Origin of the sequence: Chryseobacterium sp. SG20098 (genome assembly GCF_031844745.1) — a bacterium.
In the GTDB taxonomy this organism is placed as follows: domain Bacteria; phylum Bacteroidota; class Bacteroidia; order Flavobacteriales; family Weeksellaceae; genus Chryseobacterium; species Chryseobacterium cucumeris.
In genome coordinates this window covers 4,699,560-4,717,085 of record NZ_CP134622.1, presented here as the reverse complement: position 1 = coordinate 4,717,085, position 17,526 = coordinate 4,699,560, and the positions used below count along the sequence as shown (strand labels likewise).

The following is a 17,526-nucleotide window of genomic DNA, read 5'->3' as shown; positions in this document are numbered from 1 at the left end:
CATATATAAGACAAAGCATGAAAATTTACCTTCCAAACTTAAAATATCTTGATAACGGATGCTTTTTGCCTTTCATGAACAAAGAAGTCATTTCCATTCCCGCGACTGAAAAAGTAATTCCGTTTCCTCCGAAGCCTAACACAAAATAAGAGTTTTTAAATTTTTTATGCTCACTGATATAGGGTAAACCGTCTTTTGTTTCACCAAAAGTTCCAGCCCAGACAAAGTCTGTATAGAAATGATAATCAGGTTTTATTTTCTTCAGTGTTTTGATGATCTTTTCTTCTTTTTTATCTAAAATAGCATCACGTTTTTCGGCATCATAAAAGTCTTCGTCTCCTCCTCCAATGAGAAGTCTTCCATCATCAGTAGTTCTCATGTAGAGGTAAGGATCATCAGTATTCCATACTAATGTGCTGCTGATGTTTTTGAACTTGTCTTTATCAATTTCAGAGACGACCGCGTAGGTACTTTTAAGGTTGACAAAGTTCTCTTTGATCAGATTTTTGCTTTCGTATCCTATACAGTAAATCATTTTTTTTGCTTTGATCTGAAATCCGCTGTCTGTGGTGACCAGATTAAATCCTTTATGCTCCTCCACTTTTACCATTTCAGTTTTATCAAATATCTTCAATCCCTTCTTTACATTATGCATGAAAAGCTCATGAGCGAATTGGAAGGCATCAATGCTTGCGCCCTGTTTTGACAAAATTCCGCCATACGTATTTTCAAATCCGAACTGGTCCATAACACGATCCGAAGACAGCCATTTTACTTCAAATCCGGCGGCTTTTCTCGCTTCATATTCTTTTTTCAGCCATTCCAGGTCTTTCTTTTTCGAGGCATAGTATAATGATTTTTTGCGTTTGAAACCTGCTTTGGATCTGATGGTTCTTGTGATTTTCTCCAATGTATCAATAGCATCGCTACAGGCTTTATAACTTAAGACCGCTCCTTTTTTCCCAATCTGATCGATCAGTTCATAGAGAGGAACATCTATTTCGTATTGTAACATTGAAGTGGTAGCGGAAGTACTTCCGTTGCAAAGTTCACGTTTATCAATCAGGATGGTTTTATACCCGTCTTTTATCATCTGATGAGCGATCAGGCTTCCCGTAATGCCGCCTCCTATAACGAGAACATCACATTCTTCATTTGATTTTAAAGATGGATAAGATGCTAACAATCCGTTTTTTAAAAGCCAGAAAGGTTCATTTGATTTGAGATTCATATTAATATTTTACACTGAAACTAACAACATTTATACCTTTTTTAACAATTTTCTACTAAATTATGGTGTAATTATTGTTATTCTTTTAAACTGAACCACCATAAAATATTGATTATGATAACAATTATTCCAGAAGCCCCGGAGAATGTTGCGGCATTCAATGCAACGGGTGAAGTAACGAAAGAGGATTTTGAAAAACTGGTAATTCCGCGCGTAAAAGAGAAGGTAGAGCAGTTCGGTGAGCTGAATTATTTATTGTATTTGGATACCGATCTGGATAATTTTACCATGGGTGCGTGGCTTGAAGATTTATTGTTGGGACTGAAAAATCTTACCAACTGGAACCGGTCAGCCATTGTTACGGATAAAGAAGGAATACGTGATTTCACCAGTGTTTTCAGTGTTCTGATGCCGGGAGAGTTTAAATCTTTCCCCAAAGAAAATTTATACAATGCCCTCTACTGGTGTAAAAACGGAGATGAGGTAGAGGCATAACATTTATTTGATAAAAAATCGTCTGTTTCAGTAAGAAACAGGCGATGTTATTTTCACTATGACTCATTTTTATTTATCGCATGAGACGCATTCTGCAGCCACATCTTCTTCATTTTGAGTTTTTGAGCCGTACAGGTACATATATCTAACGCTTATAACCAATCCGATAAAGGTCATCCCTACTCCTACCAATGATGGATAGTTGAAGGAGTACCCATATTCCAAAGGAATTCCTCCCAGGAACGCTCCCATTGCATTGGCAATATTGAACCCTGCCTGCATAAAAGCCGCGGCCATCATTTCACTTTTCGGAGCAGCTTTCATCATCATAATATTGATGGGTGATGCGATAGACATTGAGAGCGCACCACACATGAACGTCAGTATCAAAGCAATATTCTTGTATTCTGCAAGGAAGAAAACACCTCCAAGAGAGATCATCATAAGGAAAATCAGTAATACACAGGTTTTTTCCGGGCCTAATTTATCTGAAACAATACCACCCACCAGGTTTCCAACTACCATTCCGGCCCCGGCAAGGACCATTACATAAGCCATCTGGCTGCTTTTAATCCCGGCAACAACAGTCATTAAAGGAGTAATATAGCTCAGCCATGTGAACAATCCTCCAAATCCAATGGCTGTAATAGCCAATACCAGCCACGACTGTTTATTTTTAAGGAATTTCAGTTCTTCCATAAAGTGGGTATTCTGGTTGGATTCCAGATTCGGAAGCCACAGTTTTAAAAATAAGATGGCAAAAAGTCCGATAACAGCCACAATAGCAAAGTACAGCCTCCAGTGGAACGTATGCCCGATATAGGTGACCAGAGGCACCATTGCGAGATTGGCAACCGTAAGCCCTGTAAACATCATCGATATATAAAATGCTTCTTTTCCTTTTCCTGCCATTCTTGAAGCCACTACTGTTCCTACACCGAAGAAGGCTCCATGCGGAAGTCCGGACATAAAACGGATAACCAGCATACTGTTATATCCCGGTGCAATAGCCGAAAGCGCATTAAATAATGTAAAAAGGATCATAAAAGCCATCAGGACTTTTTTCGGAGGGAATTTTACAGAATATCCAATCAGGATTGGAGCTCCGATAACCACGCCCATGGCATATGCTGAAATCAAATGTCCGGCTTGTGGAATCGTAATCTGTAATGTTTTGGCAATATCCGGCAGCAGTCCCATGACGGTAAATTCCGTTGTTCCTATCCCTAAACCACCAATTGCCAGTGGTATTATTCTTTTATCAATCTTCATTGTCTCTAAATCTTTTTCTGAATTAATTTCGTTCAAGTTAAAGGATCACCTGAGTATCTTTATTTTGAAAGTGCAAAAATCGCAAGAAAGTTTGAATTTCACTCCTCTTTGAATGATAAAAACTTGCTCCATATTAACCTTTTTACTTAATTTTAAATTCATAAATAATCAAATAAGAACAAAATGAAGATCCAGAAAGAAATTATTGAGTTTGAAAAAGGGAAATCCTTCAAACTATTTTCTCCTTCTCTGAAAAACTGTTTTTTCTGGCATTATCACCCGGAAATTGAACTGGTGTATGTAGAAGCTGTGAATGGAATCCGCCACGTTGGAAAAAACATTTCCGGCTTTACGGATAGCGATCTTTTACTGATTGGTTCCAACGTTCCTCATCTTAATTTTGACTATGGTATTCAGACCGAATGCAGGCAGCTTGTATTACAGATGCGGGAAAGCTTCCTTCAGGATATTATCCTTCCTGTTCCGGAATTTGAGAATATTAAGAACCTTTTGGAACGTTCCTATCTCGGACTTTCATTTTCCGGAGAAACCAAAAATACAGTTGTTGAAAAACTACAGTCTATTAAAGATAAAAACTCTTTTGAATCCTTGGTTGGGCTGATTGAAATTCTGCAAATTCTTGCCCATTCCACAGAAGTGAAAGAATTGAATAAGGAAGATACCCGGATCAAATGGTTTTTGAATGATAAAATCAGAATGGGAACCATCTACGATTATATCCACGAAAATTATGACCGGAAGCCCAATGTCAATGAAGTGGCCCAAGTTGTCAGCTTGAGTACTCCTGCTTTCTGCCGGTATTTTAAAAAGCAGACGAATATGACGTTTACTGATTTTGTTAACAATTACAGAATCAATCAGGCTAAAATATTCCTGCTGAAAGATCAGTCTGTGACAGAAGTTTGTTTTCAGGTAGGTTTTGAAAGTCTTTCTTATTTTAATAAACTTTTCAAACAGCATACGGGAGAAACGCCTTCGGAGTTTAAGAAAAAACATTTCAGACCGATTGAAATAAATGGTAGGATTGGAGTGATTAAGAAGGATACGACTTGTTAAGTAGGCTTTGTTGAGTGTTGTAGGAACCACCCCGTCAAAAATTCTTTGAATTTTTGCCACCCCTCCAAAGGATGGGAATGATGACAGCCGTATTGTAAATATTGCCGCCTTCATTAGTAACCACTAATACCTGCAATCTATCACCTATAATCTGCTACCTAAAAAACAAAAAACCGCTCATTGCTGAACGGTCTGTATTTTTAGTGAATATGTTTTTCTGCGTGGTAAGAACTTCTTACGAGTGGAGAACTTTCAACGTGTCTGAAACCTAGGCTTCTTGCAAAATCCCCGAACTCATCAAATTCTTCAGGAGTGATAAATTTCTTTACCGGAAGATGTTTTTTAGTCGGCTGTAGGTATTGTCCAAGTGTAATGACATCTACATTGGCATTTCTAATATCTTCGATCGTCTGGAAAACCTCATCTTTAGTTTCACCTAATCCAAGCATTACCCCTGTTTTGGTTCTTCTTTGTCCGGCTTCTTTCAGGTATCTTAATACTTCAAGGCTTCTTTCGTATTTTGCCTGAATTCTCACTTCTCTGGTCAGACGTTTTACGGTTTCCATGTTGTGAGAGATTACTTCAGGACCAACTTCTACTAATCTGTCAAGGTGTTTTGTGATACCCTGAAAGTCAGGAATCAATGTTTCCATTGTGGTTCCCGGAGAGATTCTTCTGACAGCATTCACTGTTTCTCCCCAAAGAATAGAACCCATATCTTTCAGATCATCGCGGTCTACAGAAGTAAGCACGGCATGTTTGATCTTCATTAACTTGATGGATCTTGCTACTTTTTCAGGTTCGTCCCAATTTACGTCAAGCGGTTTTCCTGTTTTTACGCCACAGAATCCACAGCTTCTTGTACAGATATTTCCTAAAATCATGAAAGTAGCTGTACCTTCACCCCAACATTCTCCCATGTTCGGGCAGCTTCCGCTTTGGCAAATGGTATTTAATTTATATTTATCAACCAAAGTTCTCAGCTCTCTGTAATTCTTTCCGGTAGGAAGTTTTACGCGGATCCATTTTGGTTTTTGAACGGTAGTGTCTTGAACTGAATTTTCCATTTCTAAAATTGAAGCTCAAAGTTAAGGATTTTTTAATGGAAACCATCAACCGGATATATTGATGAAATTGATCATTCAAATTTCATTTGTATATTTATCTGCTCAAAATATTCTTATGAAAAAAATATTCTTTCTTTTATTCGCTGTATGCGGAACATTTTGTCTGGCCCAAAAACAATTTCAGCCTGCAGGTTCTTCAGTTATTGAAACAGTAGATGGTGATCTTGATGGTGATAAAATTCCTGAGAAAGTAATTATTTACAATACAAAGGATACGACTGATATGGGAAACATCCGTGAAATCCAAATTCTGAAAAAAACAGGTGGAGCATGGACAATTCTTGAAAAATCCAGAAACACTGTTATGGAAAGCAATGGCGGAGGGATGATGGGTGATCCTTATGGAGAAACTAAAATAGAAAAAGGAATTCTGATTATTTCCCAAAACGGCGGAAGCAGCTGGAAATGGGATGTTACAGATAAATATAGATTTCAGAACGGGCATTTTGAGCTCATAGGAACCTCCTCCACTTCCGGAAGACCTGGTGATTACTGGAAAGAGATAGATTTTAACCTTTCAACAGGACAGCTTAATTATTCAAAAGAGGTAGAAAATACTGCGGAATATGGTAAGTCTTTAAAAGAAACTTATATTAAAAAAGGGCTGAAGATCAATCTGCAGAACAGAAATCAGGAAAAGCAGCAAAAAATAGTTCTTCCGAAAACAAAAGAAGAGGTTTATTTTTAATCTTTGGCTAAAGCCAATTTTGAATTTGTATTTTTAGTAAACGGGTTAAAATACGTTTCTATTGAATAGTATGTATTGAATTATTGAGCTTAATGATCATCAAATTCATTATTCTTCAACAGTTCGGCTAAGACTTTTTTGGCTCGCATTACTCTTACTTTAGTATTGGCAACGGAGATTCCCAGCTCTTCAGCAATTTCTTTGATGCTTTTTTCTTCAAAAAATCTCAGCTTGATAATGTCCTGATAATTGGCATCCAGCGATTCTATGGTTTTGATGATTTTCTTTTGTTCTTCTTCAGAAATCAGAAGCTCTTCAGGTGATTTTGCATATTGGTTTTTGACTTCATCAAGGTTTTCAACAGCGTCTTCGTTATCCCGATTCTTCTTTCTCCAGAAATCAATAACAGTATTTTGGGCAATGGTCAATATCCAGGTCTTGAACTGAAAATGAGGATCAAACATATCCAGTTTTGACAATACTTTTGAAAAAACATTGACGGTAATTTCATCCGCATCATTTTCATCTCTTACCTTTTTCATGACAAAAGAGAAAACATCTACCCAAAAAATATTGATGAGTTTAGTCTGAGCCTTCTGATCTTTATCTTTGGCCTTCTGGATGAGCAGGAATAGCTGTTCGTCGTTCATTAATAACAAATATAGATTATTTGGGGTAAAAAACAAAGGAGTAAAAGGGCAAAAATGTGAACTTGTTCAATTCTTAAAGTTAACAAAGATTTTCATGATTTGTGACTTTCTTTTCGCGACATTTTTGCTGTTTCGCTTTTACCCTTAATACTTATGAATTTACTATCTTTGCATCTTAAAATTTTAAAGTTAAAAATCAATGAATTCCTTTATAGAAGAACTAAAGTGGCGTGGTTTGTTTGCCGATATGATGCCAGGAACCGATGAACAACTGAATAAAGAGGTAACTACTGCATATATTGGTTTTGATCCTACTGCCGATTCTTTACATATCGGAAGTCTTATCCAGATAAAAATTTTAGCGCACTTCCAGCTTCATGGCCACAAGCCGATTGCATTAGTGGGAGGTGCAACGGGAATGATTGGTGATCCGTCCGGAAAATCTGCTGAAAGAAATCTTTTGGATGAAGAAACTCTTTTACACTATGTTGACTGTTTAAAAAACCAGCTTTCGAAATTCTTAAACTTCGAAGGAAACGAGCCTAACAAAGCTGAGCTGGTAAATAACTACGACTGGATGAAGAATATTTCTTTCCTTGATTTTGCTAAAAATGTAGGAAAAAATATCACAGTCAACTATATGATGGCTAAAGATTCTGTAAAGAAAAGGTTTTCTGGAGAGTCAGGGGCAGACGGAATGAGTTTTACAGAATTTACGTACCAGCTCATCCAGGGATATGATTTCCTCCACTTATACCAAAACAATAATGTAAAGCTGCAGATGGGAGGTTCAGACCAGTGGGGAAATATCACTACAGGTACAGAATTGATCCGTAGAAAAGCTCAGGGTGAAGCATTTGCATTAACGGTTCCTTTGATCACCAAAGCAGACGGCTCCAAATTCGGGAAGTCTGAAAGTGGAGAAAATTACTGGCTGGATAAAAAGAAAACTTCTCCTTACAAATTCTACCAGTTCTGGCTGAATGCTACTGATGAAGATGCTGAGAGATTCATTAAGTTCTACACTTTCTTAGGAAAAGAGGAAATTGAAGCTTTAATTGAAGAGCACAAAACAGCGGCACACGAAAGAAAACTACAAAAGAAACTGGCTGAAGAAGTAACAGTTTGGGTACATGGAAGAGAAGAGTATGAGAAAGCACTAAAAGCTTCTGAAATCCTTTTCGGACGTTCTACTGCTGAAGATCTTGTAAGTCTTGATGAGGAAACATTCCTTGAAGTTTTTGATGGAGTTCCTCAGAAAGAAATTGCAAAAGCTGATGTTTTAGGAGTGAATATTGTTGATCTTCTTTCTGAAAAGTCAGGGTTCTTAAAATCTAAGAGTGAAGCTCAAAGAGAGATTAAAGGAAATGCAATCTCTGTCAACAAGCAAAAAGTAAATGATACTTTTACAGCTAATGAAACGGATCTTATCGATGGTAAGTTCTTATTATTACAAAAAGGTAAAAAAAGCTACTTTATTGTAAGAGCAAATTAGTAAAAGATACATATAAAAACGGGCGCTGAGATTCATCTCAGCGCCCGTTTTATGTCCTAAAATAATTTAATATTAAAATGTATAGCTTGTAGAAGCCGACAGATACTGTCCGCTGGAAGTCCCTTCTTTCTTCAGTTCTCCGTCTACCCAGATCTGAACTTTCAATGTTGCAGAAGCATCCGGTCCGACAGCGTTTACTCCAACGGTGGCATTGTATGCTCCCGGTTCTGATGTTACCTCAGGGCTGCTCCATGTTGTTCCGCTAAGACTTGTTGCAGTGGTAGGATTACCGTCAATTCCATAAACCGCTACCTCAATATTACTACCTGAAGAAGCGATTGCTTTAAAAACCACTTTATGACTTTTTCCTGCTCCATTCTCATTGTCATCGTTATCTTTACTGCATGAAGCCGTAAATCCAATAAGCATTGCTGCTATTACTGCAACAAATGCTCCTCTTAACAGCTGATTCATTCTCATTTTTTTCATAATCTTTTTGTTTAAATTTTAGTTACTATATTGAATATTCTATGATTAATGATTTGATGTTTGCAAAGCTATGAGCATCACGTACGTCTATCAATCCTGAAAAACCAGTAATTTTTTCTACCTAAATTCAGGTATTTTTTATGCTAAAATTTTTAATTAAATTGAACGTTTTAAAAAAACAATTTTACAGAATTGATCCATAATGAAGAGATTACTTGTCCTGTTAAGTCTATTTTTATCTTTTACTTTACAATCCCAACAAATCATTCCGCTTAATGAGAAAGCTTATATAGACAGCTTACAAAACATTACAAAAGGAAATCATTCCGATCCTTCAAAAGCAACGGCCTCTTTTCTTTTATCAAATTATTACAGGAACAGTGATTCGGTTTTGAGTAAAAAATATCTTGCAAAAGGGAAAATACTGGCTCAAAACAATCCTTTTATTTCGGCAAAATATTATTATTACGAAGGACAGTATAATCTGGACAGAAATAAAAACAAAGCTGCTGTTTCTTATCAGCAGGCTATTCAGTCTTTATCAAAATTTAAAAATGAAGAATCCGATTTTCTTCAGGCTCTTGCCTGGTACAGCTACGGAGTCTCTCAAAAGGATAAAGAGGGGTATATTCCGTTGGTTAAAATCATGCTTGAAAAGAGTATTCCATTGGTTGAAAAATATAAGAACAGCAGAAACCTGGGATTCCTGTATACTCAGCTTGCAGTTATTCTTACTTATAATGCCCAGTTTAAAAAAGCTGAAGGTTATAATAACAAAGCCCTTGAAATTCTTGAAAAACAATATCCGAATTCTGCGGAGCTATTTTTTACCTATCTCAATTCTGCCAACAATTTTTGTTATCAGGCCAATGGAGACCAGGCTGAAAAGTATTTGAATAAAGCCGAAAAGCTTGTCAGGACATATCCTGAATCTTCATCCAATGCTTTTTATTATTACAGCAAAACCCTGTTGTATATTACCCGGCAGAAAAATGAGGAAGCTCTTCCTGTGATAGAAAAAGGAATATTGTATACCAGAAAGTACAATCAGAATCTTCTGGCTCAAATGTTTTATTTCAACAAGTTTGACATTTTAAAGAAACTTAAAAGATATAAAGAAGCTAAGACTACCCTGGAAGATGTTTTAACGGAAAAATCTCTGGCTATTGATCTTAATAACAGAAAAACTTTTTATAAGCAGCTTTCCTTGCTTAATGAAGAACTGGGAGATACTAAAGAAGCGCTCCTGTGGGAACAAAGATATTCCAAACTCAACGATAGTTTGAATACAGAAAATGTAAAGCTTGAAATCAACAAACTCGAAACTAAATTCAATACTGCTGAGAAAGAAAGGAAAATAGCAACTTTAAATGCTGAAAAGAATCAAAAAGATCTGGAAGTCAACAAAAAGAATTCTTATTTGTGGGGAATGGGTCTTGTTTTACTGCTGGCGTTAAGTCTTCTGATTTTTCTGTTTATTATTTTCAGAAAAAACAAAAAAATAAATGAACAGAGAATCAATGATATTAAACAAAAGGAAGAATTGTCGTTAACCAAAGCCATTCTTGATGGCGAAGAAAGGGAAAGAGAACGTATTGCAAGAGACCTTCATGATGGTCTGGGAGGAATGCTTGCCGGCGTAAAGATCAACTTTTCTACGTGGTCTTCCAGTCATTTAAACCCTGAAAAAGATCAGGAGTTTTATAAGATACTGGGGCAGCTGGACAGCTCTGTAAGTGAACTCCGTCATGTAGCGAGAAATTTAATGCCAGAATCATTGCTTAATTTTGGTTTGGAAACCGCGATACTCGACCTGTGTGAATTTTACAAGAGAAAAAACCTGGAAATTGATTTTCAGGCTATTGATATTGACAAAGCATTACCTTTAAATATCCAGCTTAATATTTACAGGATTGTACAGGAGTTACTGGCCAATGCTGTAAAACACGCCGAAGCCAGCAGTATTCTGCTTCAATGCTCCCAATCCGGCGAGAATTTTCTGATCACGATTGAAGATAACGGAAAAGGATTTGATAAAAATATAGAAAATACCTCCAAAAGTATGGGACTTCGTAATCTGAAAAACAGAGTCAACTACCTGAAAGGAAAAATGGAAATCAATTCTGATGATCAAGGAACAGCAATTAATATAGAACTTAACATCCATGGAGAATGAAAAAATAAATATTGTCATCGTAGATGATCATCCCATTGTCATTGAAGGATTAAGAATGATGCTGAGAAGCCAGCCTTTCTTCAATGTCGCAGGAAGTTTTGCATCCGGTGCAGAAACACTGAGTTTCATCCGGTCTGAAATGGTAGATATTGTTCTTCTGGACATTACGCTCCCAGATTCCAACGGAACAGAACTCTGCCGAGAAATCAAAAAAATATCGCCAAGCACCTCTGTCATAATGTTCAGTAACCGTTCAGAACGAAGCATTATTATGCAGTCTATACAAAACGGAGCAAGCGGTTACCTTCTCAAAAATACTTCCATTGATGATCTTGTGATAGGTATCAGAGGAGCTCTTTCGGAAGATATTGTTTTCTGCAATGAAACCAAACAGATTATCAGTCTTCCTTCTCAGACTACCCTTCCTATTCCAAGACTGACTAAAAGGGAAAAACAAATTCTACAGATGGTAGCACAGGGAAAAACAAGTAATGTAATTGCTGAAGAACTTTTTTTAAGTCCTCTTACCGTAGACACTCACCGTAAGAATCTGCTACAGAAATTTCAGGCAAAGAACTCAACAGAATTGATTAACCTCGCAGTACAGCAACGTATGATTGAAGAATAAAAAAACCGCTTTAAAAGCGGTTTTTTATATATTGTTAAAGTAATTAAGGTTCTAAGAAGCTATAATCAATAGAAGCAACCAATACCCCTTTACCTTTCTTCTTCACTGTTCTTGCTATCTCGCCATCAATATAAAGATTGATTGTCAATTCAGAATTATCATCCGGCATTGATGCATTCGCATCAAGATTAAGCTGTGCCTGGCTGGAATTCACAAAGAATTCTCCACTTGTCCATGGTGAAGTTACAGGAGACTGCGGAGTATTGTATATGGTATTCTGAGCTGTACCTACCTGTGTTACAACACTTATAATATTTCCTCCGGCAGTGGTCTTCACTTCGAATTGAACCACATGATCCTGAAATTCTTCATCATCATCTTTTTTACAAGAATTAACAACGGTGATTACAGAAAATAATAAAACGAATAAAAAAGAAAGTCTAAGTAAACTTTTTGAATTGTAAAATTGCTTCATTTCTCCAAATAGATTTTTTAATGTTTCAAATATAAGTTTTTTATTAATATAAAAATAACTTTTATGAAAATTTTCCAATAAAGATTTCCAAATAATATCAAATCAATAAAAACAGAAAGACCCGGAAAAATTCAAAAATATACTCCAAATAATTAATCATTACACATAAACCACCATGCAACAGAAGTTCATTGTATGAATAATAAAAGTTAAGATTCTGCAGGTAATTTAATTATCTTTGCTGTATGAATTTAGATTATCTAGTAAGAGAGCCGGAAAATATTACTTCCCAAACTCCCATTCTTTTTATGCTTCATGGCTACGGCAGCAATGAGCAGGATCTTTTCAGTTTTAGAGAAACTCTTCCCAATGACTGGATCATTGTAAGTTTCAGAGCTCCACATGATACTCAATTTGAAGGATATTCATGGTATGATATCAATTTTAATGATCCTGAAAATTTCATTGATGTTCCCCAGGCCAACGAATCTTTACATGCAGTTCTGGAAAGTATACTAAAGATTGTCAACCACTATGGGCTTACGGAAAGCAAAGCTCATCTTTGTGGCTTCAGCCAGGGTGGTATATTATGTTATGCTTTGGCTTTAAAACATCCTGAGCTTTTCAATCGTGTTGCCTGTATGAGCAGTTATCCTGAAGATAAAATTCTGGAGGGTATTGTAAAAGATAAAAAGAAACTGGAGGGGCTGCGTTTCTTCATTTCTCATGGTACGGATGATGCTGTGATCCCTCTGGAATGGGGAAGAAAAGCAGCTGATCTTCTTTATGATCTTAGCTGTTATTTCACGTTCAGGGAATATATGAGCGGACATGGAGTCAACCAGAAGAATTATATGGATTTGATGGACTTCTTTTCAAAATAAACAAAACCTATTTTGGAATAAATTTAATAAAAAACATTACTTCATTGTAACTTATATAAACATTCCAGCTTTTGGAATGTTTTTTTATTATCATATAGATAAATTCAGTAAATTCAGTAAATGAAATTTAAATTGCTTTTACTGGGATTATTTCTAAGCATTTTTGTAAATGCTCAAAATACTTTTGAGTTAATTAATACTAAAAAAACAGTCATTCCTTTTCAGCTTATCAACAACCTTATCTTTATTCCTATTAATATCAACGGTGCTGAACTCACCTTTCTTCTGGATACGGGAGTTTCTGAAACCATCCTTTTCAGTCTGGAAAACAAAGAAGTGAAGCTAAGCAATGTTGAAAAAGTCAAATTTTCCGGGCTTGGGGGTAGTTTAAGTATTGATGGACTGAAGTCTGAGCGCAATATAGGCAAAATAGGTAATGGGATTATCAATACCTCCATGTCTCTTTATATCATTATTGATGAAGAATTTAATATTTCGCCTCACGTAGGAATTCCTGTAAATGGAGTGATTGGCTATCATTTCTTCAAAAATCATCCTATTTATATCGATTATTCATCCAAGAAAATAACTGTATTTGAAAATGCTGCTCTTTTAGAAAAGAAAATCAGAAAATTTGAAGAATTCCCCATTACCATTGAAAGAGATAAGCCCTATATGTATGCAGGTGTAGAAATGACAAATGAAAAGAAAGACTCAAAACTGCTGATTGATATTGGAAACAGTGATGCGATATGGCTCTTCCCTACACTGATTAAAAATTTTGTTTATAACAGGCCTAATATTGATGATTTTCTTGGCCGTGGTTTTAATGGAGATGTTTATGGTAAAAGAAGTCGTATTCATAATTTTTACCTTGGAAATTTTAAGTTTGAAAAGCCTCTCACTTCTATGCCGGATGAATTCTCTATACAACACGTCAACTTAGTAGAAAACAGGAAAGGCTCTATAGGCAGCGAAATTATGCGCAGATTTACAGTCATTTTTAATTATCCTAACAAAAAGTTATATTTGAAAAGAAACAGATATTTTAATGATCCTTTTCACTTTAATATGAGCGGATTGGATTTCAAACAGGACGGGCTGGAATGGCAGCAAGACCGAATAAGTATTGAAACCCAAAAATCTGCTACGGCAGTAAATGAAGTTTATAAGGATGCTTTTCAATATAAATTCAGTCTAAAACCTATATTTTCTATTGCCGGAGTAAGAAAAGATTCGCCGGCCTATGAAGCAGGACTGAAAAAGGAAGACAGAATTCTAAGTATTAATGGAGATCCTACTTCCGAGATGACCCTTGAAAAAATTGTAGAGCTTATGAAATCTAATGAAGGTAGAACTATCAATATGCTCATTCAAAGGAAAAATGAAAAACTCACACTAAGTTTTACCCTTCAAGACCCTATTCCTTATCAAGAATAATAATATGAATACTGAAGAAACCACCTTAGACAGAATAAGAACCAGACCCAGGTTTAAAATGTTTACTCATCTTACTAAAGAAGAGTATGCTGAAAATCTGAAAAAATATATGGAAGAGCATAAAGATGAGTTTTCAGGCAATATCAATAAAGAAGTGGCTACCATCTGGGTAAAAACAGAATATGATAATTACTGGAAACCCAGCCTTGCCTTACGGATAGAAATGGAAGATGAGCATACGACCATACGTGGAGTGTTCGGTCCCAGTTCTGCGGTGTGGACCTTCTTTATGTTCCTGTATTTTTCTTTTTCTATTCTTTGGATGACCTTTTTCACAATGTATTACGTAGAAAAGCAAATAAAAAGCGCAGAATACCCTTGGGCACTGAGCGCTTCTTTTATCATGTTATTTTTTATTCTTCTTACGTATATCGCTGCCAGATTTGGGCAACATAAAGGTAAAGAGGAAATGCTTAAACTTAGAAAGTTTGCTGAAGAATCTACTTTACAATTTGAAAAGAAAATTAATTAGACAGAGGTTCTACGGGCTTTTCATTTTGAATAGGAGCTGCTGCTTTTGCTGCTTTGATAGAATCTGCAACTTTTTCTCTGTTGCTTTGTTCTTTAAGCATCTTCGGAACGTCTGGTTCTAAAAGTTTCGTCAATTCTTCAACGGAAATATTGTTGGCATTAGGATCATCCAAAAGATTTCTCCATGGTTTTCTTCCTCCCCATTTATAATCTCCGAATACCATTACTGCTGTACCTCTGGCTTTAGTAGTAGCTCCACCGGGATTCAAAATCCAGGTATCTGCATAGGAATACAACCATTGGGCATCTTTTCTCAACAATCGTAAACATGAGTGTGAAGCAGGATATCCGGGAAGTGTATATTCATGCCACCCGATTCCGCCTATATTGTGAATATTAAAATTGTAAGGAAGTTTCCATTCGCTGCTTACAGTGGAAATAGCCAGTTTCTTTTTCCAGTTGGCAAAAGTAAGGCCTCTTGTAGTCTGGGCTGCTTTTTTACCCATACTTGTTGGTCCCCATTTTATAAGACTTCCATTAGAGTATACCGCAAAAGCCTGTATAGGATATGAGAAAATGACAAACTTTTTCACTCCGCTTAACACATCCAGTTGCATTGGAAACGGTGAATAGGCCATCAGCGTGGTATCTATTTTTGCAGGAACTACCAAGGTGTCGGCATTCCATTTACTTTTAGAATCCAATCTGTTTAAGGCTAAAATAGCTGTTCTTTCTTCCACACTATATTTCTTGCTGAATTCTGCGTAAACAGAATCACGCATCTTTTTATCTTTGGGAAGAACAAAGGCATTATAAAAGCCATTCTCCTGGATAACAGGCGGAACAGATTCTTTTTTAACGACAGGAACAGAATCTTTCTTTAGAGAATCCTTTTCTACCTCCGCAACTTCCGAAGAAGAAACTGTATCTTTAAAAGTATCACTTATTTTTTCTATTTCCTTTTTACAGGAAACCAGAAAAAAAGCACATAAACAGATATAAAAAAAGGATTTTTTCACAGATATGTTTTTCATAAATAAATCGGCCATTTAGTTTGGCTACCCAGTACAAATATCAGACCTAAATTTGAATCCTAAAAGACATTCTTAAAAATACCGTAAAAAAACGGAGGCTTTATCACTGTAAATGAGGAGTTATTGTTCAAAAGCACAAAGAAACATAATTACTTACTTAATTTTTACTTGACCCATTTGATATCCTCAAGTAGAACAATATAATAGTCAAGCTCACATTTACTTTGAAAAAAAAACAGCATTCCCCGGGAGTTTAAAGAAAGGTTTGTGGAATCGAAAGGCTTTTTACGTGAGATTATTGTAAATGATTATCCATTACGCTATAAAATCGTAAAACTTTATGTTAAAAAAGAAGATGGACTGATACGTCATCAAGAGAAATCCTTCAGAGAGATTGGCATCTTGTAACTGAAGGAACGTTTATGGCTAAATACTTTGCAGGCTTCTTAAAAAAATTATCCGGCACTAAAGCGATCCAGGCTATCAACCGTTTCAATGCTCTGTTTTTTCTATTTTAGAAAATTATTTTATTGGAGTATTATTTATTAAGAAATCTCTTTTCAACCAAGTTGTAAAAAATAGTTGTTACAGGTATGATTAAAATAAAGACCCCAATAAAGATAATCCATTGCCTTGTGTCATTTGTGAGTTCAAAGTTTTTTAATAAATAAAGATTCATAATTGCAAGGAGCGGCCCGTGTATAAGATATAAACTGTAAGATATCTTTCCTAAAAATTCTAATGGTTTATTTTCAAGAATAAGGATTGGTTTTTCTGTTGATTTTGTGTAAGAGACTAAGGAATACAATAAAAAAGAAAAAGTTATCCCTGTTAGTAATATCATTACAAAACCGTTAATATGTAATAATGCGAAAGCCAATAAACCTGCAAGGAAAATAGTTGTAGCTAAGGGAATTAATAATTTATTGACTGTCATTTTTTTAAATGACAAATAACAACATATAACTCCCATGAAAAATAGAATTATAAATTCGGGTTTTGCCATTGGAATCAGCTTTTTTAGTAATAATGCCAATAATACGAATATAATAAAAGATATGTATACATTAGTTCTTCTCCAAAACAGAAGCATGAAAGGAAAAAGCCAATAAATCTGCCATTCTGTAGCAATAGACCAATGCGCTCCATTTATCTTGAAAATCCATGAAGATTTTAAATTATGAAATAATCCAATATGGCTAATGACAGACCAAAAACTTACAGGTAATTTACTGTCCCAGGCCGTATTGTACGGTGTTTGTAATAAAGGAAAAAGTAAAATGAGCAGTCCTGATAATAATAAAGCAACATAATAGGGAGGAATTAATCGTTTAGCTCTTCTGCTAATATATCTTTTAAACCCTCCTTTTATCTCCATATTATTGTTAACCACTGGAAGTGCAAGACAAAATCCGGAAAGAACTATAAATATAGATACTGCTAAGTGACCAATTGATGTAGCTTTTTGTATAAAAAATAAAACAAAATGATTAGACCATTTAATATTGTGACCTGTAGAATAGCCGTTAAATAATAAAGAATGATATAAAACTACCCATAACGCAGAAATTCCTCTTATTCCATCCAAAAACTCAAACCTTACCTTCATCAAGAAATTTTCCACAAAAATAAATAAAATTAATGGATAAGTCTCAAAAGTAGGAGTAATAAATAAAAGAGCCTTCTAAAAATAGAAGGCTCTTTTGCGATCCGGACGGGACTCGAACCCGCGACCTCCGCCGTGACAGGGCGGCATTCTAACCAGCTGAACTACCGGATCAATTTTTTAAGGTAGCATTTGCTTTTTAACTGGTGCAAATATATAGATTTTTTT

General features: G+C 35.7%; 17 protein-coding genes and 1 tRNA gene. 9 read left to right on the top strand and 9 right to left on the bottom strand.

Annotated elements, in window-relative coordinates; genetic code table 11:
• Positions 1-25: 25 nt before the first annotated feature.
• A complete protein-coding gene (locus tag RHP76_RS21640) occupies positions 26-1,231 on the bottom strand; it encodes an NAD(P)/FAD-dependent oxidoreductase (RefSeq protein ID WP_311229041.1) in 1,206 nt (401 codons plus the stop codon).
• A 114-nt stretch (positions 1,232-1,345) separates the two neighbouring features.
• Between RHP76_RS21640 and RHP76_RS21635 the strand changes: the two genes are divergently transcribed.
• Positions 1,346-1,726 (top strand): SpoIIAA family protein, encoded by a 381-nt coding sequence (locus RHP76_RS21635; protein ID WP_047432974.1) that lies wholly within the window; start codon positions 1,346-1,348, stop codon positions 1,724-1,726.
• Between the two features lie 69 nt (positions 1,727-1,795).
• On the opposite strand, the gene RHP76_RS21630 is transcribed toward RHP76_RS21635, so the two are convergent.
• The gene (locus RHP76_RS21630) at positions 1,796-2,998 is read right to left on the bottom strand and encodes an MFS transporter (RefSeq protein ID WP_311229040.1); all 1,203 of its coding nucleotides are present in this window, start codon (positions 2,996-2,998) and stop codon (positions 1,796-1,798) included.
• Between the two features lie 183 nt (positions 2,999-3,181).
• Between RHP76_RS21630 and RHP76_RS21625 the strand changes: the two genes are divergently transcribed.
• Positions 3,182-4,075: an AraC family transcriptional regulator gene (locus RHP76_RS21625; RefSeq protein ID WP_288442077.1), complete on the top strand. Its 894-nt coding sequence runs from the start codon at positions 3,182-3,184 to the stop codon at positions 4,073-4,075.
• A 200-nt stretch (positions 4,076-4,275) separates the two neighbouring features.
• Here the strand turns inward: RHP76_RS21625 and lipA are convergent, their stop codons facing one another.
• On the bottom strand, positions 4,276-5,142 hold the full coding sequence (lipA, locus tag RHP76_RS21620; protein ID WP_311229039.1) for a lipoyl synthase: 867 nt from the start codon (positions 5,140-5,142) through the stop codon (positions 4,276-4,278).
• A 115-nt stretch (positions 5,143-5,257) separates the two neighbouring features.
• Between lipA and RHP76_RS21615 the strand changes: the two genes are divergently transcribed.
• Positions 5,258-5,890 carry a hypothetical protein gene (locus RHP76_RS21615; protein ID WP_311229038.1) on the top strand — a complete coding sequence of 211 codons (633 nt, stop codon included), beginning with the start codon at positions 5,258-5,260 and terminating at the stop codon, positions 5,888-5,890.
• 89 nt (positions 5,891-5,979) lie between these two features.
• Here RHP76_RS21615 and RHP76_RS21610 read toward each other — a convergent pair whose 3' ends face one another.
• Complete coding sequence (locus RHP76_RS21610) at positions 5,980-6,540, bottom strand: RNA polymerase sigma factor (RefSeq protein WP_034692096.1); 561 nt, start codon at positions 6,538-6,540, stop codon at positions 5,980-5,982.
• Between the two features lie 199 nt (positions 6,541-6,739).
• Here RHP76_RS21610 and tyrS point away from each other — a divergent pair, with 199 nt between their 5' ends.
• Complete coding sequence (gene tyrS, locus RHP76_RS21605) at positions 6,740-8,035, top strand: tyrosine--tRNA ligase (protein ID WP_062676382.1); 1,296 nt, start codon at positions 6,740-6,742, stop codon at positions 8,033-8,035.
• 72 nt (positions 8,036-8,107) lie between these two features.
• Here tyrS and RHP76_RS21600 read toward each other — a convergent pair whose 3' ends face one another.
• The gene (locus RHP76_RS21600; protein WP_062676383.1) at positions 8,108-8,524 is read right to left on the bottom strand and encodes a hypothetical protein; all 417 of its coding nucleotides are present in this window, start codon (positions 8,522-8,524) and stop codon (positions 8,108-8,110) included.
• 202 nt (positions 8,525-8,726) lie between these two features.
• Between RHP76_RS21600 and RHP76_RS21595 the strand changes: the two genes are divergently transcribed.
• Entirely contained in the window at positions 8,727-10,700 is a 1,974-nt protein-coding gene (locus RHP76_RS21595) for a tetratricopeptide repeat-containing sensor histidine kinase (protein ID WP_120232997.1), read from the top strand.
• On the top strand, positions 10,690-11,328 hold the full coding sequence (locus RHP76_RS21590) for a response regulator (RefSeq protein WP_311229037.1): 639 nt from the start codon (positions 10,690-10,692) through the stop codon (positions 11,326-11,328). Before RHP76_RS21595 ends, RHP76_RS21590 begins: the two co-directional genes overlap by 11 nt.
• 43 nt (positions 11,329-11,371) lie before the next feature.
• Here RHP76_RS21590 and RHP76_RS21585 read toward each other — a convergent pair whose 3' ends face one another.
• Positions 11,372-11,803 carry a hypothetical protein gene (locus RHP76_RS21585; RefSeq protein ID WP_228432265.1) on the bottom strand — a complete coding sequence of 144 codons (432 nt, stop codon included), beginning with the start codon at positions 11,801-11,803 and terminating at the stop codon, positions 11,372-11,374.
• 245 nt (positions 11,804-12,048) lie between these two features.
• Here RHP76_RS21585 and RHP76_RS21580 point away from each other — a divergent pair, with 245 nt between their 5' ends.
• The 3 genes from RHP76_RS21580 (at position 12,049) to RHP76_RS21570 (ending at position 14,659) form a co-directional block, all read left to right on the top strand.
• A complete protein-coding gene (locus tag RHP76_RS21580) occupies positions 12,049-12,687 on the top strand; it encodes an alpha/beta hydrolase (RefSeq protein WP_062676386.1) in 639 nt (212 codons plus the stop codon).
• Positions 12,688-12,807: 120 nt separating this feature from the next.
• Entirely contained in the window at positions 12,808-14,127 is a 1,320-nt protein-coding gene (locus RHP76_RS21575; RefSeq protein WP_311229036.1) for a PDZ domain-containing protein, read from the top strand.
• A gap of 4 nt (positions 14,128-14,131) precedes the next feature.
• A complete protein-coding gene (locus RHP76_RS21570; RefSeq protein WP_120232994.1) occupies positions 14,132-14,659 on the top strand; it encodes a hypothetical protein in 528 nt (175 codons plus the stop codon).
• On the opposite strand, the gene RHP76_RS21565 is transcribed toward RHP76_RS21570, so the two are convergent.
• From RHP76_RS21565 to RHP76_RS21555, 3 genes are all read right to left on the bottom strand, one after another.
• Complete coding sequence (locus RHP76_RS21565) at positions 14,652-15,677, bottom strand: L,D-transpeptidase (protein ID WP_288442069.1); 1,026 nt, start codon at positions 15,675-15,677, stop codon at positions 14,652-14,654. The two genes, RHP76_RS21570 and RHP76_RS21565, sit on opposite strands and share 8 nt — an antisense overlap.
• 553 nt (positions 15,678-16,230) lie before the next feature.
• Positions 16,231-17,301, bottom strand: coding sequence for an acyltransferase family protein (locus RHP76_RS21560; protein WP_123278161.1), 1,071 nt, complete (start codon positions 17,299-17,301; stop codon positions 16,231-16,233).
• 97 nt (positions 17,302-17,398) lie between these two features.
• Positions 17,399-17,472, bottom strand: a tRNA-Asp gene (locus RHP76_RS21555).
• Between the last annotated feature and the right edge of the window lie 54 nt (positions 17,473-17,526).